Raw genomic sequence first — 19633 nt, forward strand, 5'->3', positions numbered from 1 at the left:
AACACTTTTATACACGAAGGAGATTATTTGTACCATGTATCCGCCGCGATCACGCAACCGACAGAAGGATGTAGACAAGAAAAAACGCCGACGCAGAACGGTTTGGGCATGGATTAATGTTAGTCTTTTATTATTGATTACCGCCATGTTAGCCTATTATTTTATCGATGACCGCGGCAGCGGCATTGCTTCCGGGCCTCAGCCGTCCGCGAGTGCAGCCCCGGAAGCTACGCCAGCTGCTACGGTAACTCCGGACACCCGGCCTTCGCCAACGGCAGAACCGGAACCGACAGCTGCTGTAACGCCGGAGCCGACCCCAATCCCGACGCCGGAGCCTACAACTGCGCCGTCTCCTTCTCCTGCCGTGGAAGAGCCGACACCGGCACCGTCAGCAGAGGGAAATGAGGAGGATGATACACAGGCAGGCGGCAGTCAGGGGCAGGCGATTTCCGGCCTTCCTGAGAATGCTGCCGGACAGACGGTTACCATGAATTTTGCCGGAGATGTTATCTTTGCCGGTAAAGTCGCTGAGTTGCTCCAGCAAAAAGGCTATGATTACTCCTATTCTGCTCTGGACGGGATGTTCAAGAAGGATGACCTGACGGTTGTAAACCTGGAAACTCCGATTACGACCGGCGGGGTTGGCGCTGCCGATAAGCAATTTGTTTTTAAAGGTGCTCCTGCAGCGCTGGATTCACTTAAGGCCGCCGGTGTGGATGCGGTCAATCTGGCTAATAACCATACGCTGGACCAGGGAGAGCAGGGATTGCTGGATACCCTGAACCACCTGAGTTCACGGGGGATACCTTACGTCGGAGCAGGGAAGAACAGCAAGGAAGCTTACACCGCGCAGTATTTTGAACGTAATGGAATAAAGATTGCCCTACTGGGCTTTACTCGGGTCATTCCCCGCAGCGACTGGACAGCAGGAGCCGCTAAGCCGGGCTTAGCCTCGGTGTACGACAGTACAGAAGCGCTCAAGACCATTGCAGCCGTAAAGAAAAAAGCCGACATCGTTGTCGTAGTCGTCCATTGGGGTAAAGAGCGTGTGGAGCAATATGATTCCACGCAGCAGAAGCTGGGGCGCAGCTTCATAGATGCCGGAGCGGATCTGGTTATGGGCGGCCATCCGCATGTCCTGCAGGGGATCGAGCCTTATAAGGGCAAATGGATTGCCTACAGCACAGGTAATTTTATTTTTACACGGTCAACGACCCCGGCTACCTGGGAGACAGCGGTATTCCAGGCGGAATGCAGCATCAAAGGTGAATGCTCGCTCACACTGCACCCGATGGATGCCGAGCTGGGCCAGCCTGTGCCGATGAATGATGTCGACGGGCAGCTGCTGCTGAGCAAGGTGCAAGCCTTGTCTGCGGGATTGGTCCGTATCGGCAGTGACGGGCGCGTTGTCCAGGCAGGCCGATAATGATAATGCCGTCTGGAGGGATTGATGATGATGAAAAACTCATGTGTGGCCCATCGCGGTTTTTCCGGGAAGGCCCCGGAGAATACACTCGCCGCCGTTCGGATGGCGCTCGCCCTGCCTTTTGTCCGCTGGATGGAAATTGATGTTCAGCTGACCAGAGATGGTGTACCGGTCGTCATTCATGACTTCACACTTGACCGGACGACCAACGGACACGGCAAGGTGAAGAACATGGATTTTGAGCCGATGCGCCGGCTGGATGCGGGAAGCTGGAAGGGACGTGCTTTTCGAGGAGAGAAGGTGCCTTCACTGGAAGAGGTGCTGGAGCTTGCCTCCGGCCGGCTGAAGCTGAATATCGAGCTCAAAACGAGCGGGGACATGTACCCCGGTCTGGAACAGGCGGTCATCGACCTGGTCTCCTCCAAGGGGATGCGGGATGAGGTGGTTCTGACCTCCTTCGATGCAGGAGTGCTCCAGCGGATTAAGGAGCTTGACCCGCGCTTGCGCACCGGACTGATCTATGATTCCCGGCTTGGTGATCCGGCGCGCAAAGTGAAGGAGCTGGACTGCTCCTTCCTGTCGATCAGCTTCGCAAGGCTGAGTCCGGCACTGGCCCGGCTTATGTCAGAGCGCGGGATCAGAATGATGGCCTGGACGGTTGACAAGGCGAAGGAAATGCGCCGCCTGGCTGATATGAACCCGGACATTATGATCTGCACGAACCGTCCGGATATTTGGGGCGATACTTTTCTGAAGGCCTGATGCTTTATCATACTAATTGGGAAGCGAGCTGAAGCTATATGTGCGCTGATATTAATAATGTGTATTGTGTTGGACGGAACTACAAATTACATGCGGAGGAGCTGGGCAACAAGGTTCCTGTCGAGCCGCTGATTTTTTTGAAGCCTTCCCATGCCGCTGTAGCGCTGGATAAGGCGATTATCCATCTTCCCCAGAACGCCGGCCAGATCCACTATGAAGGTGAGCTGGTGCTGCGCATTGCCCGTGATTATGTTCCCGGCATGAGCGTGGAGGAGCTGGTGGATGTGATGGCGCTTGGCCTGGACTTCACGCTGCGTGATGTGCAGGAGGATCTGAAGAAGAAGGGACTGCCCTGGACGGCGGCAAAAGGCTTCAAGAATGCGGCTCCGCTGACACCGTACATCGCTTTCCCCGAACAGGACGAGCTGGAGGCTACCGATTTTACTGTCCGTAAAAACGGGACAGAGGTGCAGCGCGGCAACGTCAAGGATATGATTTTCTCCCTTCAGAAAATAGTTGAATTTATTGCCTCCAGATACGGGCTCGGCAAAAATGACCTGATCTTCACAGGAACCCCGGCCGGCGTCGGACCTGTAGTTACCGGTGATTCCTTCGAGCTGTTCTGGGGTGACAGGCTGCTTGGCACCTGCATCATCGGATAAAGGAGCTGGCCGGCAATGTTGTCTTGGATAATTGGCGCCGTGGGTGCCATGTTGGTGGCGGGAGCAGCATACCGCAGGCAATCGCTCAGCCTAACAGGCATGATCGCAGCCTTTGTGATGGGGACGGTTTATTTCGGGGCCGGCAATGCGTTCTGGTTCGGTATTTTGCTGATTTTTTTCATCTCCTCCAGCCTGCTCTCGAAGCTTCACCATGAGAACAAGGCGGAGCTTGAGCTGACGTATGACAAAACGGGAACCAGGGATGCCGGGCAGGTGTTTGCCAACGGCGGCATGGGCATGCTGCTTGTTCTGCTGAACGCGGTCTATCCGCTGGAGCTGTGGGAGCTGCTCTTTATCGGTGTTATGGCGACTGTTACGTCGGACACCTGGGCGACAGAGATCGGCACGCTGGCTAAGCGCCCGCCGCGCTCTGTGCTGACCGGCAAGGTGCTGCCGGCCGGCACCTCAGGCGGCGTGTCGCTGCCGGGCACGCTGGCCGCCGCTGCAGGCGGAGTCCTGATTGGCGCAGCCTCGTGGCTGCTGCGGGCGGTCTCCGGCATGGAAGAGCGCTCCTTCCTGCTGCTGACGCTGGCAGGACTGCTGGGCGGGCTATTCGGCGCCTTCGCCGACTCGATCCTGGGGGCCACGGTACAGCGGATGAACCGCTGCACCGTATGCGGCCGCGAGGTTGAGGCCTCGCGGCACTGCGGCCAGCCTACAGTGCATGCCAGAGGCTGGCGCTGGATGAATAACGATGCCGTCAACGCGCTAAGCACGATAGCCGGCGGCGCGGCGGCCCTGCTGGTGCGCCTGCTCTGACAGGGGCAGAGAGATTAAGATTTGGAGGTGACCCGGTTGGGCAGCACAGTAAGTCATAAGCATACGGCTATTCTCGATGCCGCGTATGAACTCTTCGGCTCAGGGGGCTTTTACGAGACGAAGATGTCCGAAGTGGCGGAGAAGGCGGGAATTGCCAAAGGCACCGTCTACTTATATTTTAAAAGCAAGGAAGAGCTGTTTCTGGCCGTAACACGCCGGGATTGCGAAGGATTCCTGGAGCAGCTGGAGCAGAAGCTGAAGCACTGCAGCAGCCTGCAGGCTAAGCTCACCGTAATTGCCAGTCATCATCTGCTGTACTATTATGAGCGCAAGCAGCATACCAAGCTGTTTTTCCGTGCGCCTAATAACCATCCGGAGCTTATGGCCTTTATGGCCCAGTTCATGGAAGAGTACATGCAGGCTGTTATGAAGGTTATGCAGGACAGCGGTGCCAGGGAGCCCGAGCTTCTGGCCGAGTCGTATATCGGCACGCTGGACAGACTCAAAATGGACATCATGCTGCGCCCCGGCTTCACGGAGGAAGATGCGCGTAAACGGGCGGATTTTGCGGCAGGATTGTTTATCCACGGGGCACTCGGCAGCCTGAAGGAAGCACAGGTACATACAATACCTGAAGAAGAGGAAGACAAAGCGTAATCCGCTATCAAACTATATAGCAAGTGGGGACAGAGCATGAATATTATGACAGTGGAGCAACTCTCCAAAAGCTACGGGGAGAAAGTCCTGTTCAAGGACGCGTCTTTCGGGATGGATGAACGGGACAAAATCGGCGTTATCGGTGTGAACGGTACAGGCAAGTCGACTTTTCTCAAAATCATTGCCGGTCTGGATACTGCGGACGAAGGACAGATCGCCATCGGCAACGGTGTAAGAGTCCAGTATCTGGCGCAGAACCCGCCCTTTGAGCCGGGCAATACGGTACTGCAGCAGGTGTTTGCCGGAGATGATCCGGATCTGAGGACTATGCGTGAATATATGGAGATTCTCTCCGGACTGGAAAAGAATCCCGGGAACGCCGAGCTGGAGGCAGCGCTGGTACGGGTCGGCCAAAAAATTGATGCCGCCGGAATCTGGCAGCTGGAAAGTGAAGCCAAAACAGTACTTACAAAACTGGGCATCACCCGGTTTGACGCGCTGATGGAGACACTGTCGGGCGGCCAGCGCAAGCGTGTTGCACTTGCTGCCGCGCTGATTACCCCGTCTGAGCTGCTAATTCTGGACGAGCCTACAAACCATATCGATACAGATTCTGTAGCCTGGCTGGAGCAGTATCTGCAGAAGCGCCGCGGGGCGCTGCTGATGATTACGCATGACCGGTACTTCCTGGAGCGTGTGGCCAGTGTAATGCTGGAGCTGGACGGCGGACGGCTGTACCGTTATGAAGCGAACTATTCGCGGTTTCTGGAGCTGAAGGCGGAGCGCGAGGAGCGCGAGGCATCTGAGGAGCAGAAGCGCCGCAACCTGCTGAGAACCGAGCTGGCCTGGATCCGTCGCGGAGCCAAGGCACGTACGACCAAGCAGAAGGCTAGAATTGACCGGTTTGAAAAGCTGAAGGACAGCGTCGGCGGAAGCTCGGCCGGGTCCATGGACATTTCAGTGGCATCGACGCGTCTGGGGCGCAAAATTATTGAAATGAAGGATCTAACGAAAGCGCTGGACGGCCGTACCCTGATTAAGGAACTGACTTATATTGCTGTACCGCAGGACCGGGTCGGTATTGTAGGTCCCAACGGCAGCGGCAAATCCACACTGCTGAATCTGATTGCAGGCAGGCTGCAGCCGGATAGCGGTGAGGTAGAGCTGGGTGCAACCGTTAAGCTGGGCTATTTCACCCAGGAGCATCAGGATATGGATGATACTATGCGGGTCATTGAATATGTAAAAGAAGAAGCGGAAATCGTCCGTACAGCAGACGGCAGTGTCATTACAGCCGGCCAGATGCTGGAACGCTTCCTGTTCCCGCCGGCGATGCAGTGGACACCGATTGCCAAGCTGTCCGGCGGCGAGAAGAGACGCCTCTATCTGCTGCGGGTGCTCATGGGCTCGCCTAACGTGCTGCTGCTGGATGAGCCGACCAATGATCTGGATATCGGAACACTGGCAATTCTGGAAGACTATCTCGATGAATTCCCGGGCGTAGTTTTCACCGTATCCCATGACCGGTATTTCCTGGACCGCACCATTGATAAGCTGATTGCCTTCGAGAACGGCAAGATCCGGCTGCATGTCGGGGATTATACCGAGTATGAGGAATGGCTGGCTAAGAATGTGCCTGCCGGTAACGATGGGGCCGCCAAGCGGAGCACAGCGCAGGAACCCGCTGCAGCGGCTGCAGCCCCGGCGAGGGAGAAGGTTAAATTCACCTTCAAGGAGCAGAAGGAATATGAGACGATCGACGGGATGATTGAGCAGGCAGAGCAGCATCTGGTGGATCTCTCGGCCCAAATGGAGGCGGCCTTTGCCGATTCGGCAACCCTTCAGGAGCTGGTTGAACAGCAGAAGCAGGGTGAGGCTGAGCTGGAGCGGCTGATGGAGCGCTGGACCTACCTGAATGAGCTTGCGGAGCGGATTGCCGCTAAATAGCTAAGACAGTACGTGAAGGTGAAGCACTTTTGCAAATCAGGAGGCGTCAAGCTTGGATGAAAAGATACAGGAGGCCATAGCACTGCGGGAGGCCGGACGGGCAGAAGAGGCGCGGGTGCTTTTGCTGGATTTGCTGGCGGCAGACAGCGTGGAAACTGCTGATGCCGTTAGCGGCAGTGGCAGTAGTAGTACAGGCAGCAATGCCGGGCTCTTGTACCAGCTGGCCTGGACGCATGATGTGCTTGGACTTGAGCGGGAGGCGGTTCCTTATTATGAGCAGAGCCTTGCTTTGGGATTGCCGCCGGAGCAGCGGGCGGGTGCGTTACTTGGCCTGGGAAGCACTTACCGGACATTGGGCGACTATCAACGTGCCAAATCCGTGCTTCAGCAGGGAGCTGATGAATATCCTGAGCGGGCAGAGTTCCAGGCTTTTCTGGCGATGACGCTGTATAATCTGGGTGAGCACAGCGGTGGCATGGGCATTCTGCTCAAGCTGCTTGCTGAGACCTCCGGTAACCCGGGCATACAAGAGTACCGCAAAGCCATCTCATTTTATGCCGACAAGCTGGATCAGGTATGGCCCTAATCATTCGTTAGCAAACAAAAAACAAGCTGGTGACCGGTAACCCCGGTGTCCGGCTTGTTTTTTTGTTGCCCTTACAAGGCTCCATAGCATCCCGTTTGAACTCTCCAATTACGGCAGCGCGAGCTTATTGCGGAATCAGCCCATAATCTTCTCTGCTGCGCATTAGCTCAGATATCAGTCATTGGTATTTTTGCTAGTTGAATTACTTATCTTAACGGAGAGCTAGAGCACGCTACTCCGGAGCAAGCTGAGTGTGTGATAAGTGCTAGTTAAGTGGAGAAAGGACAACTAATTCCGGGAAAACAGCAGGTTAGAGGAGTTTAGGTGGAAAAAGGTACCCTAATTTTACCGTTTGTCCCCCAAATAGGGTTTTGGACAAAATTAACTGTCGATTTAACACCTAATCAGTAATAAACCAGGGAAATAGAAGAATTAAGTGCCAAAAATCAAACTAATTCAGGAGACATATATAAAATATTCAAGGGACACCCATAAAAAATGCAGGACCGGCAGCCAAACTGCCGGTCCTGCATCCCATCCTATAGTCCCTTAACATACCATCATTGAAGTTTCAACATTTCCGCTACTTCCCGCCCGCCACCGATATCATCTGCACGACCGGACGCGAGTCGCCGGTCAGTACCGCCTCATCGGCGTTCAGCTGCGAGGAGCCGTCGCCGTCGAGAAAGATGCCTTCCCGGCCTTCACCGGGAACGGCGTCAAGCACGGCCTGGCGGAAGGCCTCGGCCGTACAGAGCGTAGGCGTGACGATCAGCCACAGCTTCCCGTCACTGTCATAGACAAGCCCCGAGCGCATGCGCTGCTCATCAGCAAAGGGCAGGTGTTCGGCCTGGCTTGCGGCCTTCCACAGCTCCTCATGCTGCAGATTCATGCTGATGCCGCCCTGGGCCCAGTAGCGGCTGCGGTCTGTGACTTCCAGCTCGTCGCCGGAGGAGACGGTCTGGACCGACAGCCTGCCGGCAGCGCCGTCCCAGACCATCGTGCCGCGGGCATACTTGGCGTTGAACCAGCCCGAGCCGTAGGCCCCCTTGTCCCCGTTAACGGGGACATCATTCATGACCGCCACAGACAGTAGGTCTGTGCCGTAGAAGAAGCCGCCGTTAATCCCGTAGGCGGCAATCTGGCGCAGCGGCAGGCCGTCAGCCCGCAGGACAACGTCCCCGGGAGAGACAGCCAGCATATGCAGCTGCACTTTGCCGGGGCTCTCCGCCTCAAGATACTCATACCTATGCGGGAGTCCGCTGAACGCCTCCTGATGAGCCTGCTTGTTCAGCAGCGTTGCCGCCAGAACGATCAGCAGCACCAGCAGAACGAGCAGGGCAGAGCCAAGCTGCCAGCGCCTGCGCTGCCAGAGCTGCCGCCATTTATGGGCAGGTGCTTCAGTTGGTGCCGACATAGGCGGCCAGCAGCTTGGCTGTATTCAGGACAGCCTGCTTATGCGTGCGCTCCATGGAGTGGGAAGCATGGACGCCCGGGCCGATCAGCGCCCCGCGGATATTGTTGCCGCCGCGCAGAGCAGCGGAAGCATCGGAGCCGTATTGCGGATAGATGTCTACCGCAAACGGGATCGCGAGGCTGTTCGCCAGCTCAATCAGACGGCCGGTCATGGCGTAATCATAAGGGCCGGAGGAATCCTTGGCACAAATCGAGACATCTGTCTCCTTACAGCTCAGGTCATCGCCCATGGCGCCCATGTCTACTGCAATGAATTCACTGATGTCACCCGGAATCCAGGACGTACCGTGTCCAACCTCCTCGTAGTTAGAGATCAGGAGGGCGAGATTGTGCAGCGGCTTCCAGCCTTCACGCTTGATGCTCTCCAGCAGGCCAAACAGAGCGGCCACGCTGGCTTTGTCATCCAGATGGCGTGATTTGATATATCCGCTCGGTGTAATAACCGCCCGCGCATCAAAGGAGATAAAGTCACCAACGGCAATGCCAAGCTTGAGCACATCATCTTTAGTCGATACCATTTCGTCAATCCGCACTTCCATATTTTCTTCGGCACGTTTGAAATCACGCGCATCGGCATAGACATGCACAGAAGGATGGCTGGTCAGAATGGTACCGGTATAAGTCAGGCCGCTGCGGGTATGAATGATGCAATATTCATTTTCGATGCTGTTCATCGTAAAGCCGCCGACAGAGGTCAGGCGCAGTGTGCCGTTCGGTTTAATTGAGCGGACCATGGCACCAAGCGTGTCCACATGGGCACTGATACCGATGGTGCGAGAAGGGTCAAGGCCGGGCACGGTAAGAATTATACCGCCTTTTTCGTTCCAGCTGAGCGGTACATTCAGCGCGGCAGCTTCCTCGGCTACGACCCGCATCACTTCGGCAGTAAAGCCGCTGGGGCTTGGGGTGTCGAGCAGTTTTTTCAGCAAGGACAGAATGTAGTCTTCGTTAGGCTGAATTGTTAGCATAGGTTTAAAATCCTCCATTCATCATTTAGGTTAAGCTGAACAGGCGGTTATACAGTCTCGTCCGGCAGCGGTGTTAAAGTGTCAAGGGAATGATCCGCATCGCGCAGCTTGGACAGCTCTGCGTTCAGCGATTTAATCTGCTTCTGCAGCTTGTACTGGCGGAAGATCCCGTAGGAACCGACGATAATCCCGCCGATTAGGGCGCAGCCCAGAATGACGAGGATCAGCGGAAGGCTGACCTGATCGAAGCCGAAATTGACCTGGACCGGATCAACGTTAATAACAGCGAATACAGCTGTCAGGAGTGCAAAGATTAGACCTAGGATAAGCGACCATTGCAGTTTCATTTGAAGTCCCCCCGTGGATGATGTAACAATATAAATCCCCTGCCCGGTAGCAGGCAAGGGATGACAGCTTGGTTAAGCGGCTCTGTACAATCTTATTTGGTCAATTGCTCCATCTGCTCAATTACGCTTTCGAACACGCTCATTGCTTCGCGGATCGGCTCAGGAGTGGACATATCGACTCCGGCCTTGGCCAGAATGTTGATGGAATAGTCGCTGCCGCCGCTCTTCAGGAAGCTGAGGTAGCGGTCTACTGCAGGCTTGCCTTCCTCCAGAATCTGCTTGGAGAAGCTGGTCGCCGCAGAGAAGCCGGTAGCATACTTGTAAACATAGAAGCTGTTGTAGAAATGCGGGATCCGCGCCCACTCCATTTCAATGTCCTTATCTACAACCATATCCGCGCCGTAATACTTCACGTTAAGATCGTAGTAGATAGCCGACAGATCCTGCGGAGTCAGTGATTCTCCCTCTTCAGCACGCTGATGGATGATTTTTTCAAATTCTGCGAACATCGTCTGCCGGAATACTGTGGTGCGGAACTGGTCGGCATAATAGGTCAGCAGGTACATTTTTTCCTTAGGATCCGTTGATTTGTTCAACAGATAGTCCATCAGCAGCGCTTCATTGGTTGTGGAAGCTACTTCTGCAAGGAAAATGGTATACTGCGCATCGCGGTATTTAAGCGCATTATCCGAATAGTAGGAATGCAGGGCATGCCCCATTTCATGCGCCAGGGTGAACATGCTGTTCAGGTTATCATTATGGTTCAGCAGCACATAAGGGTGAGTGCCGTAGGCTCCCCAGCTGTATGCGCCGGTGCGTTTGCTCTCATTTTCGTAAATATCGATCCAGCCGTTGTCATAGCCCTCCTGCAGCACATTGAGGTAATCCTCGCCGAGCGGCTTCAGGCCTTCTTTGGTGATCTTTTTCGCTTCTTCAAAGGTAATGTCCAGCTTATATTCGTCCACGAGCGGAGCGAACAGATCATACATATGTAGTTCATCAACGCCGAGCAGCTTCTGGCGCAGCTTCATATAACGGTGCATCAGCGGCAGGCTCTCGTGAATGGTGTCAATCAGGTTGGTGTATACTTCCTTCGGGATATTATCGCCGTACAGCGACATTTCCAGCACTGACGGATATTTGCGTACCCGCGAGTAAAATACATTTTTGTTCACGTTCGCGCCAAGGGTCGCAGCGATTGTATTCTTCTGCTTGGCATAGGTTTCATATACCGCTTTAAAAGCGTTCTTGCGCACCTCGCGGTCCGGACTTTCCAGGAACTGAATGTAGCTGCCGTGGGTCAGCTCTACTTCCTTGCCTTCCTCATTCTTGATCTTCGGGAACTTAAGATCCGCATTGTTCAGCATGCCAAAAATATTCTGCGGTGCCTGTGAAATATTGCCGACCTGGGCCAGCAGCGCTTCCTCAGCCTTAGTAAGGACATGGGCTTTTTCACGCTTCATTTCAGTCAGGGTAAAAGTATAAGCGGAGAGGGAAGGGTCAGCGATGAACTGATCCAGCTTTTCTACAGGCAGGGACAGGATTTCCGGTGTGACAAAAGACAGCGATTCTCCGGCTTCAACACTGAGCTTCTTCGCCTTTTGGGTAAGCGCCTGGTAGGTTGGGGCTGCAGTGTCTTCGTCCTGACGCATATGTGCATATACATAGAGCCGTTCAGTAAGCTGGGACAGCTCATCATCCAGCTCGAAGCAGCCCTTGAGCTCATCAGCCGAATCCAGCTTGCCCTGGAAGGCAGAGGCTTTCTTGATCAGCGCCTTGGCTTCGTTGTATTCCTTATCCCATTGCTCCTGTGAGGCAAACATATCTTCTAGCTTCCAGCGGTTCTCGGCAGGCACTTCACTTCTCTTCAATAACTGTTCCATGGAAATCCTCCTTAAATGATGGGATGTAGCAGGCATAGACTGCTGTGCTGCAGGCTTTGAGGATCCGCCCGGCAGCAGAGACAGCGCGAGCAGAAGCGGAAAAAATCTGGCGGTAAAGGGCATAACTTGCGCCTCCTGTATCATAGGGTCGGCTTAGTATGCCCTGCCAAATTCTGATTATGAACTGCTTAAACAAGAGTTATGCAAGCAGGCTACAAATAATGAAGATAAAAGCAAGGGCAACCAGAATAACTGCGGTCAGTGCCATACCCCGCTTGAGACGAGGCGGCAGTTTGTCCTTACTCATAATAAGAACAGCTCCGAGGCAGAGGACTACAATGATATAAATAACCAGACTTTCGTTATCCATATCAGCCTAGACCTGTTTAAATGCTGCAATGATATTTTTGTACTCTTCTTCGTTGTCTTTATAAGACTCTTTATTGAAACGGTTATTCACCCATTCCATCATGGCCGGACGGCTCATAAAGGTATGCGTTTCTTCTCCCCACTGGTCGGAAATTTCCCGGAGAATGATGTAGCGCCCCTGAACCTCGACGGTCATCATATTCCATTTGTCAGTTTTGTATATTTCGTGTTTTTTAATCATGTCATTACCACCCTGGCGATTTTTGGCTTTTGCGTCAATGATAACGCACCGGGTTAGTGAAAAGCAAATTAAATCACTAATATAGGGAAAAAGTGGATTGCTTTGCAGGAATAGTTGGGGTATAATGTAAGCATACGCCATATATGGCGGTATTTTTAGGAGGTTGTTCATTTGAAAGGTACAGTAAAATGGTTTAACGCAGAAAAAGGTTACGGTTTTCTTCAGGTAGAAGGCGGCGAAGATGTATTCGTTCACTTCTCAGCTATCCAAGGCGACGGCTTCAAGACTTTGGATGAAGGCCAAGCGGTTGAATTCGACATCACTGACGGTAACCGCGGTCCTCAGGCAGCTAACGTAGTTAAATTATAAGAAACGGCCGGACAGTTTAGCTGTCAGCCGCAATATATATGATTTATGGCAGGCACTTGTAAGAGTGGTAACCATCAACTTTCAAAGCACACAGTTCTTTCGGGAACTGTGTTTTTTTATATTCTAGATAGCCCTTACCGCAGATGCAGCAAGGGCTGAAAGAGATTAAAGAGTAGCTTTGTGTGCAGGAACCGCCTCTGCAGGCTGTGCCGGGACAGCGCCAGATTCAGGCACGTGAGGAGCGGCAGGAACTGCTTTTCTGCGTAAAGAGATCCGGAAAGGTCCTCCCATATCCAGCAGATGCTTGACGAAGAAGCCGATAAATGCGAGTACAGAGAACAGGGTGGCTACCAGGTAGAATGTGCTGCGTCCGGCATCCTCATAGATTAAACCGCCGAACGTACCGCTGAGCAGCCCGGAGGCACTGGACCACACTACGGTAAATAGCGCAAGACCGGTTGCCCGCAGATGATCGGGTATAATACGTGTGATATAGCGGATAGCTGTTACATAGAAAATGCCGAACGAAATACTGTGCAGTGCCTGGATAGCAATAATCGCCCCCGGATGGACGGCCTGCGACATGAGCAGAAAGCGTAAGCCGTACATTAGACTGGCAAAAGCGAGCAGCGGCAGCTCCTTGAACCGTTCGCCGTATTTGCTGAGCAGAAAGAAAATCGGAATCTCGCTCAGCGCGGACGCAAGCAGCGCCCAGCCGATTAAGTCGTCGCCTGCGTTCATGCTTTTGAGACTCAGGGTGAGGAACGCCTCGTTCATCCGGTGCCCGAGCGCGAGGACAAAGACACAGCCGAAGAACCACAGCACTTCCTTTTGCAGCATAATCTCCTTCAGGCCGCCGCTCTTGGCCGGTGCTTTGACAGAAGAGCCGGTGCTGGCGGCTTCAGCCGGAGAACGTTTGACATCCTTTAAGCCTATAGTTAATAGCAGGGCGGCTACAATGATAACGATACATACCCCGATGCTGTATGAAGAGCCGAGCGCTCTTAACACATACCCGATTGTAAGGGCGAAAAAGGAATAACCAAGAGAGCCGAATACGCGGATCGTTATAAAGTTCCGTCCGTGACGCTGGGCCACTTTGATCGCCATTGTGTCCGCCAGCGGGAAAACAGGGTAATAGAAGAAATAGAATAAGGATATTATAAGCATTACCATTGAGAAATCGGTAGCTCTAGCCAGGAGAATAGCGGTCACTAGCTGGCCGGCCAGCAGAATAGCCATAATTTTTTTGATCGTTCCGAGCCGGTCGCTCATCATGCTCCAGAACAGATTGGACAGAATGGAGATCAGCGGCCCGAGGGAATACAGGAGACCTACCTGTGTGCTGCTGAAGCCGAGATGGGTGTAAAAGAGCGGAAAATAAGAGACTACCAGTACACTGGTGCCGAAAAGTGTAAAGATGAAGGAACGCAGCCAATTCTGATCACTATAGGGGCTGCCGGTCCGTCCTGATTCCATGTGTTTGCACTCCTTGAGGTATCAAATACGCTCAGTATAGCATAAAGGCTGCTTCCGATGTTTGTTAAAAGATTATTAAAATGGAGCGATTTCTGAATTTTTCAAGGATTTGCGAAAGTGATTTTGTTATTTGTACAAAAACGCTTCGCATATTATAATAATGATGATTTGGATAAGGAGACAACAATGTGGAGGCACTGTCATTGAATGAATTTGAGCAAGGCCGTTACCTAAGCCCGCGGGGCCCTATAGGGCTCATGAGCCGGGTTTATAAGTACGTGCTGCCGGAAGTGCGGGAGTGTTTGCACTCCTGGCGCCAGGATGCGGAAGGGATTCCCGATCCCGAGCTCCGGAAACAAGCGCTTGCCAGCATTGAAACCAAGCAGTTTCACTGTGAAGGCGGAGGTATTTATGCTGCCGGCAATTTGTCGATGAGACATATACTGATTCCGCTTATTGTCGCCTATCAAACGATCAGTGATTATCTGGATAACCTGTGTGACCGCAGCACCTCGCTTGATCCGGCCGATTTCCGGCTGCTGCATCAGTCGATGCTTGATGCAATCACTCCGGGTGCTGAGCCTGTTAATTACTACGCGCTGCGCAGTGAGCAGAATGACGGGGGATACCTGCACCGTCTGGTCCGCAAATGTCAGGAGATGACGGCGTTACTGCCCGGTTATGCTGCTGCGGCCGGGGAAATTTACGATCTGGCTGTGCTGTATACAGATCTGCAGGTGTACAAGCATATCCGTCCCGAGCTCAGGGAAGCTGCCCTGAAGGAATGGTGGGCAGTGGAAGGTAAACGCGCTCCGCACCTTCACTGGAATGAATTTGCGGCCGCGACCGGCTCTACGCTGGGTGTGTTTATGCTGTTTCTGTCTGCCTGTGACCCCCGTCTGGACAAGTCGAAAGCGGCTTCGATCCGCGCTGCCTACTTTCCTCATGTCTGCGGACTGCACATAATGCTGGATTATCTCATTGATCAGGACGAAGACCGGGCCGGCGGTGATCTCAACTTCTGCAATTATTATGACAATACTGATACCATGCTGAATCGGATTGCTTCCATCGTGGAGTGGGCCCGCAAAGATGTCCGGAGCTTACCTGAGAACTCAATGCATCGGATGGTTATCGAGGGGCTGCTGGCACTTTATTTATCCGATCCAAAAGTCAGCGAACAGCGGGAGGTTCGTACGGTATCCAAGCGCTTAATGAAAAGAAGCCCGCTGACCAGGCTGTTCTTCTTTGTTAACAGCCGCTGGATACGCAAACACATGTACTAAAGGCTGTGAAGCGTATATCCCCTTCCGGGGCCATGCTTTGCACAATTTAAGGAGGAACTAACAGGATGTCAAACGTAAAAAAAATCGCAGTATTAACCAGTGGCGGAGACTCACAGGGCATGAACGCGGCTGTCCGCGCAGTTGTGCGCAGTGCAATCTTTTACGGGATTGAAGTGTACGGAATTCAGCGCGGCTACCAGGGTCTGCTGAACCGTGATATTTTCCCGATGGATCTGCGCAGTGTAGGCGACATTATCCAGCGCGGCGGTACCATTCTCCAATCGGCACGCTGTCTGGAATTCATCAAACCGGAAGGCCAGCAGAAGGGTGCAGATATTCTTAACGAGATGGGAATTGACGGCCTGGTTGTTATCGGCGGTGACGGTTCTTATCAGGGCGCGAACAAGCTCAGCAAGCTTGGTATCAAGACGATGGCTTTGCCGGGAACCATTGACAATGATATCTCCTTTACGGATTACACCATTGGCTTTGATACTGCGGTAGGCGTTGTTGTGGATGCGATCAACAAGCTCCGTGACACCATGTCCTCCCATGAACGTTCTTCCATTGTCGAAGTTATGGGCCGCCACTGCGGTGATATCGCGCTTCATGCCGGTCTTGCTTCCGGCGCTGAAACCATTCTTGTACCGGAAATGCCTTATGACCTCAACGAAGTAGCTGACCGGATGAAGGATAACTTTACCAAAGGTAAACGCCACAGTATCGTAATCGTTGCTGAAGGCGTAGGCAAAGGTGAGGATGTAGCTCAGGCGCTCAAAGACCGCCATGCTTCACTTGATGCCCGTGTAACGGTTCTGGGCCACATCCAGCGCGGCGGTACTCCGACACCGGCTGACCGCAACCTGGCAAGCCGTCTTGGTGATTTTGCCGTTCGTAAGCTGATCGAAGGTGAATCGGCCAAAGCCTGCGGAATTATCAAAGGTGAGCTGACGATTACAGATATTGATACTGTAGTAAATACGAAGAAGAGCTTTGATACAGATTTGTACGAGCTGGCTTCCCGTCTGTCCCAATAATATATTATGCACTACAGCCGTCTGGAAACAGGCGGTTTTTTTGCGTTTGAAGATTATAACCTGTTATACAAAAAGACCCGTCTCCCCTTTGAATGAAGGGTAAGACGGGCCGGGACACAACATTATGCTCCAGTGACTTCTTTGGCGCTGCGGATAGAGAAGCTCCGCTGGACTTTGACCAGGCGTGACAGAAGCAGAATAGCTCCGATAGCAAGGCCGGCAATTAAGCCGATCCAATAGCCGTAAGCCCCCATGTCTGTATAGGTTGCCAGCAGGTAGCCGGTAGGCAGGCCAATCACCCAATAAGCCACAAAACAGATGATAAAGGCCGGATTTACATCCTTATAGCCTCTAAGCACACCCTGTGTCGGAGTAGCTATAGCATCTGAAATCTGGAAGAAGATGGCGTAGATCAGGAAGTGCTGAATCAGTGCAATCACCTGGGAATCGTCTGAATACAGACCGGCTACATGATTGCCGGCAAACAGCAGAATCAGAGCGGTGATCAGCGACAGGGCTGCGGCAGAGCCGATGCCCATAATGCTGTACTGCCTGGCATCCTTCAGTCTGCCCGACCCGGTTTCGAAGCCGATCAGAATAGTTAGACTCATGCAGATGCTCAGCGGAATCATGTACAGCGTGGAAGCGAAGTTGATGGCCGCCTGATGGGCAGCTATCGTCACAGTATCAAAGCGGCTCATCAGCAGCGTTACGGCTGAAAAAACGGCTGTCTCAAAAAAGATCGAAAACCCGATTGGCACACCGATCTTGAGCAGCTCCTTAAAGCTGCTTAAAGAAATGCCGTGAAATTTGCGGAACAGCTGCAGGCCTTTAAATGGTTCGAACCGGTATACGAAATGCAGAGCAACCGCAAAAATGACCCAGTAGGTTATAGCTGATGCAACACCGGCTCCTACACCGCCGAGGCGGGGGAATCCGAAATTCCCGAAAATCAGCAGATAGTTAAGTCCTACGTTGACCGGGAGGGCAATTAGAGTGATGAGCATAGAGGTGCGTGTCTGGCCCAGTGCATCAATTGTGCTGCGCAGCACGGTATAGCCGAACAGCGGAATGATTCCAAAGGCGATGGCACAGAGGAAGCGGAAGGCAATATCCCTGACCTGCGGCTCCAGATTCATGAAATTCAGTACGGGAGACAGGATGATACTGCCAGCGGCCAGCACCAGAAGTGAGATCACCACTGACAGCCAGAGACCCTGGGTAACCTGATAAGCGACATCCTTATCCTTTCTGCTGCCGAGCAGATGGGAGACGATGGGGGTGATACCCATCAGTATACCGCTGAGTCCGGTCTGGATGGGAATCCACAGGCTTGTGCCGATCGCTACGCCGGCCAAATCATTGGTTCCAAATTTTCCTGACATGTTGGTATCGAAGAAGGTAATGGCCGATAAGGCGATTTGTGTAATGAGTATAGGAAAAAGAATATGTATAAACTGTCCGGCTTTTTGTCTGAGTGAATGCGTTTGTTTCATAAATAGCTGCCTCATTATCTGTTATTTGATATTTCCAGGAAAAGACCCGGCGAATGCCGGGTCTCAGATACGCTAAGCTGTTGTATATCATTGTTTATAATGGCTGTAGGCTTATTATTGCTCGTAATCAACATCTGAAGTGTAACGGTTATTGGCATTCCAAAGCAGGAATTCATCCACGTTCTCGTCTTTGAGCGCACGGATCTGATCCTCCACCTGCTGCTTGCCGTACTTAATGAAGTGGCCGCTTCCGAGCCAGCTCGCGGTAAAGTCCTGAATCCACGGCCGGATAACCGGCTTATAGCTGCCGAGAGGGTCCAGCTTCTTGTGGGTATCCACCATGGAGCCTTTGATGGTAGCATATGGATCTTTGTCCGGGTCCTTAACATCAAACCAGCCGGTGGAGTAGTGGCTCGGATATACCATCGGACTGATGACATCAACGTTTTTGGAGATTTTGACGAAGTCTTGGCCAATTCCTTCTGCCGCAGGGACCGATGCCGCATAACCGAAAATGTCTACGGATATTCTTACACCCAGCGGAGCAAGCTCAGCCTTGGCATATTTTACAAAATCAGCAATGATTTCAACGCGCGGACGTTCGCTCTTTGTATATTTCAGGGTATCGGCACGCTTCTCGAAGCCCTCGGGGAAACGGACGTAATCGAATTGAATTTCCTTGAATCCGAGCTTGGCCGCCTCCTTGGCGATGTCTACATTGTATTTCCATACATCTTCATTATATGGATTGACGAAGCTGTCTCCGCCTTTGTTCTTCCAGACACTTCCGTCTGAATTCACAAAGGATAATTCAGGATGCTTCTTGGCAAGGACGGAATCCTTAAACACAACGATACGGGCAATCGGATATACGTCATGCTCCTTGAGCCGTGTCATCAGCTTGTTGATATCACCGATAAATTTCTGGGGGGTGCCCATTTCCTGCAGCTCGGCATTATCCGTTTTATATGTGATGTAACCGGCATCATCCTTAATGTCGATAACCATCGAATTCAGCTCAGTCTTGTCGAGCAGGCCCAGCAGCTGTTCCATCCGTTCGCCGCCTGCACTGTAAGCTGTAACATAGATGCCTTTAACCTTAGGTGCATCAGGCTGCGGATCGGTATGAAGCGCGCTGTCGGCAGCTCCTGGTGCAGCACTTGGTGCAGGAGACTGCGCCGGATTGCCGGCTGCTGTATTTGGTCCGGAGGTTCCGGACTGCCCGGCGGCGGTAATTGGCGGATTGGCAGCAGACTGCAGCGCCGCAGAGACATCTGCCTCATGCCCGGTGTGCTGGACGCCAACGCCTCCGAGAGCCATCATGAGTAATGCCCAGGTGATATTCATTGTTATTCTCTCCCTTTATGTACATTCCTTTAAAGTATAATGGAACGGCAGTATCCAAAAAGAACAGACTTGTAACAATCCCTGTAATTTTCGGACTCAGGATATTTACCGTCCTTTGTGTTTTTAAACGGGATGTACAGATTCTAAACCTCCATATTAAAAGTAAATGCCGCCCGGAGCGGCAAACAGCTGGCTCCGGGCGGCAACAATCACAACTTGCCATCAAGCGGTGGTACTTATTGAAGATACGCAGGATTCTGATGCTCGCAAATGCTGTAGTGGATGATATCCATGGCATCCGCCGGTTCCAGTATACTCAGACCGTCGCGCAGAACGATTACGGAATTCAATTCGTCCTGCTTGAGAAACGGCATCATATCGGGATACCACCTCATGACGATTGCTGACAGTTTTACCGTTTCCATTTCCACAAAAATCACCCTTTCTTTAATCGAATGGTACTGAATTGACATTCA

19 protein-coding genes are annotated in these 19633 nt (G+C 52.7%); 10 read left to right on the forward strand and 9 right to left on the reverse strand.

The annotated features are described in order from the left end of the window. The first annotated feature begins 34 nt into the window (after positions 1-34). Genes R70723_RS10890 through R70723_RS10920 form a run of 7 tightly spaced genes read left to right on the forward strand, consistent with a single transcriptional unit; the run spans position 35 to position 6859 of the window. The gene (locus tag R70723_RS10890) at positions 35-1426 is read left to right on the forward strand and encodes a CapA family protein (RefSeq protein ID WP_039871985.1); all 1392 of its coding nucleotides are present in this window, start codon (positions 35-37) and stop codon (positions 1424-1426) included. Between the two features lie 30 nt (positions 1427-1456). Further along, complete coding sequence (locus R70723_RS10895) at positions 1457-2188, forward strand: glycerophosphodiester phosphodiesterase (RefSeq protein ID WP_039878575.1); 732 nt, start codon at positions 1457-1459, stop codon at positions 2186-2188. A 38-nt stretch (positions 2189-2226) separates the two neighbouring features. Further along, on the forward strand, positions 2227-2850 hold the full coding sequence (locus R70723_RS10900; RefSeq protein WP_039871988.1) for a fumarylacetoacetate hydrolase family protein: 624 nt from the start codon (positions 2227-2229) through the stop codon (positions 2848-2850). 18 nt (positions 2851-2868) lie between these two features. After that, positions 2869-3669, forward strand: coding sequence for a DUF92 domain-containing protein (locus R70723_RS10905; protein ID WP_039878576.1), 801 nt, complete (start codon positions 2869-2871; stop codon positions 3667-3669). A gap of 36 nt (positions 3670-3705) precedes the next feature. Beyond that, entirely contained in the window at positions 3706-4326 is a 621-nt protein-coding gene (locus R70723_RS10910) for a TetR/AcrR family transcriptional regulator (RefSeq protein ID WP_047171097.1), read from the forward strand. A gap of 36 nt (positions 4327-4362) precedes the next feature. After that, entirely contained in the window at positions 4363-6273 is a 1911-nt protein-coding gene (locus R70723_RS10915) for an ABC-F family ATP-binding cassette domain-containing protein (protein ID WP_039871991.1), read from the forward strand. A gap of 52 nt (positions 6274-6325) precedes the next feature. Then, the gene (locus tag R70723_RS10920; RefSeq protein WP_039871993.1) at positions 6326-6859 is read left to right on the forward strand and encodes a tetratricopeptide repeat protein; all 534 of its coding nucleotides are present in this window, start codon (positions 6326-6328) and stop codon (positions 6857-6859) included. Positions 6860-7442: 583 nt separating this feature from the next. On the opposite strand, the gene R70723_RS10925 is transcribed toward R70723_RS10920, so the two are convergent. The 5 genes from R70723_RS10925 to R70723_RS10950 all read right to left on the reverse strand — a co-directional run bounded on the left by R70723_RS10925 (position 7443) and on the right by R70723_RS10950 (position 12143). Further along, positions 7443-8276, reverse strand: coding sequence for a hypothetical protein (locus tag R70723_RS10925; protein WP_039871997.1), 834 nt, complete (start codon positions 8274-8276; stop codon positions 7443-7445). Next, positions 8260-9303: a M42 family metallopeptidase gene (locus R70723_RS10930; protein ID WP_039872000.1), complete on the reverse strand. Its 1044-nt coding sequence runs from the start codon at positions 9301-9303 to the stop codon at positions 8260-8262. The genes R70723_RS10925 and R70723_RS10930 overlap by 17 nt, the downstream gene beginning before the upstream one ends. 47 nt (positions 9304-9350) lie before the next feature. After that, positions 9351-9650: a LapA family protein gene (locus tag R70723_RS10935; RefSeq protein WP_039872004.1), complete on the reverse strand. Its 300-nt coding sequence runs from the start codon at positions 9648-9650 to the stop codon at positions 9351-9353. A gap of 92 nt (positions 9651-9742) precedes the next feature. Beyond that, entirely contained in the window at positions 9743-11533 is a 1791-nt protein-coding gene (pepF, locus tag R70723_RS10940; protein WP_039878579.1) for an oligoendopeptidase F, read from the reverse strand. Between the two features lie 376 nt (positions 11534-11909). Next, positions 11910-12143 carry a hypothetical protein gene (locus R70723_RS10950; RefSeq protein ID WP_039872008.1) on the reverse strand — a complete coding sequence of 78 codons (234 nt, stop codon included), beginning with the start codon at positions 12141-12143 and terminating at the stop codon, positions 11910-11912. A 171-nt stretch (positions 12144-12314) separates the two neighbouring features. On the opposite strand from R70723_RS10950, the gene R70723_RS10955 reads away from it, so the two are divergent. Then, the gene (locus R70723_RS10955; RefSeq protein ID WP_019911834.1) at positions 12315-12512 is read left to right on the forward strand and encodes a cold shock domain-containing protein; all 198 of its coding nucleotides are present in this window, start codon (positions 12315-12317) and stop codon (positions 12510-12512) included. 165 nt (positions 12513-12677) lie between these two features. On the opposite strand, the gene R70723_RS10960 is transcribed toward R70723_RS10955, so the two are convergent. Further along, on the reverse strand, positions 12678-13991 hold the full coding sequence (locus R70723_RS10960) for an MFS transporter (protein ID WP_081957346.1): 1314 nt from the start codon (positions 13989-13991) through the stop codon (positions 12678-12680). Positions 13992-14194: 203 nt separating this feature from the next. Between R70723_RS10960 and R70723_RS10965 the strand changes: the two genes are divergently transcribed. After that, the gene (locus tag R70723_RS10965) at positions 14195-15277 is read left to right on the forward strand and encodes a tetraprenyl-beta-curcumene synthase family protein (protein ID WP_039878583.1); all 1083 of its coding nucleotides are present in this window, start codon (positions 14195-14197) and stop codon (positions 15275-15277) included. A 65-nt stretch (positions 15278-15342) separates the two neighbouring features. Further along, positions 15343-16314, forward strand: coding sequence for a 6-phosphofructokinase (gene pfkA / locus R70723_RS10970; protein ID WP_039872012.1), 972 nt, complete (start codon positions 15343-15345; stop codon positions 16312-16314). A gap of 122 nt (positions 16315-16436) precedes the next feature. On the opposite strand, the gene R70723_RS10975 is transcribed toward pfkA, so the two are convergent. From R70723_RS10975 to R70723_RS10985, 3 genes are all read right to left on the reverse strand, one after another. Further along, on the reverse strand, positions 16437-17810 hold the full coding sequence (locus tag R70723_RS10975) for an MATE family efflux transporter (protein WP_039872014.1): 1374 nt from the start codon (positions 17808-17810) through the stop codon (positions 16437-16439). A gap of 114 nt (positions 17811-17924) precedes the next feature. Next, the gene (locus R70723_RS10980) at positions 17925-19157 is read right to left on the reverse strand and encodes a putative glycoside hydrolase (protein WP_039872016.1); all 1233 of its coding nucleotides are present in this window, start codon (positions 19155-19157) and stop codon (positions 17925-17927) included. 236 nt (positions 19158-19393) lie between these two features. Then, positions 19394-19582 (reverse strand): hypothetical protein, encoded by a 189-nt coding sequence (locus R70723_RS10985; RefSeq protein ID WP_039878584.1) that lies wholly within the window; start codon positions 19580-19582, stop codon positions 19394-19396. Positions 19583-19633 lie beyond the last annotated feature (51 nt).

Source organism: Paenibacillus sp. FSL R7-0273, assembly GCF_000758625.1.
Taxonomy (GTDB): Bacteria; Bacillota; Bacilli; order Paenibacillales; family Paenibacillaceae; genus Paenibacillus_AQ.

What these genes read in the sequence shown, in the direction of transcription:
- R70723_RS10890 (WP_039871985.1), top strand. Translation starts at nt 35, where the DNA reads ATGTATCCGCCGCGATCACGCAACCGACAGAAGGATGTAGACAAGAAA.
- R70723_RS10895 (WP_039878575.1), top strand. Translation starts at nt 1,457, where the DNA reads ATGAAAAACTCATGTGTGGCCCATCGCGGTTTTTCCGGGAAGGCCCCG.
- R70723_RS10900 (WP_039871988.1), top strand. Translation starts at nt 2,227, where the DNA reads ATGTGCGCTGATATTAATAATGTGTATTGTGTTGGACGGAACTACAAA.
- R70723_RS10915 (WP_039871991.1), top strand. Translation starts at nt 4,363, where the DNA reads ATGAATATTATGACAGTGGAGCAACTCTCCAAAAGCTACGGGGAGAAA.
- R70723_RS10925 (WP_039871997.1), bottom strand. Translation starts at nt 8,276, where the DNA reads ATGTCGGCACCAACTGAAGCACCTGCCCATAAATGGCGGCAGCTCTGG.
- R70723_RS10930 (WP_039872000.1), bottom strand. Translation starts at nt 9,303, where the DNA reads ATGCTAACAATTCAGCCTAACGAAGACTACATTCTGTCCTTGCTGAAA.
- R70723_RS10935 (WP_039872004.1), bottom strand. Translation starts at nt 9,650, where the DNA reads ATGAAACTGCAATGGTCGCTTATCCTAGGTCTAATCTTTGCACTCCTG.
- pepF (WP_039878579.1), bottom strand. Translation starts at nt 11,533, where the DNA reads ATGGAACAGTTATTGAAGAGAAGTGAAGTGCCTGCCGAGAACCGCTGG.
- R70723_RS10950 (WP_039872008.1), bottom strand. Translation starts at nt 12,143, where the DNA reads ATGATTAAAAAACACGAAATATACAAAACTGACAAATGGAATATGATG.
- R70723_RS10960 (WP_081957346.1), bottom strand. Translation starts at nt 13,991, where the DNA reads ATGGAATCAGGACGGACCGGCAGCCCCTATAGTGATCAGAATTGGCTG.
- pfkA (WP_039872012.1), top strand. Translation starts at nt 15,343, where the DNA reads ATGTCAAACGTAAAAAAAATCGCAGTATTAACCAGTGGCGGAGACTCA.
- R70723_RS10975 (WP_039872014.1), bottom strand. Translation starts at nt 17,810, where the DNA reads ATGAAACAAACGCATTCACTCAGACAAAAAGCCGGACAGTTTATACAT.
- R70723_RS10980 (WP_039872016.1), bottom strand. Translation starts at nt 19,157, where the DNA reads ATGAATATCACCTGGGCATTACTCATGATGGCTCTCGGAGGCGTTGGC.
- R70723_RS10985 (WP_039878584.1), bottom strand. Translation starts at nt 19,582, where the DNA reads ATGGAAACGGTAAAACTGTCAGCAATCGTCATGAGGTGGTATCCCGAT.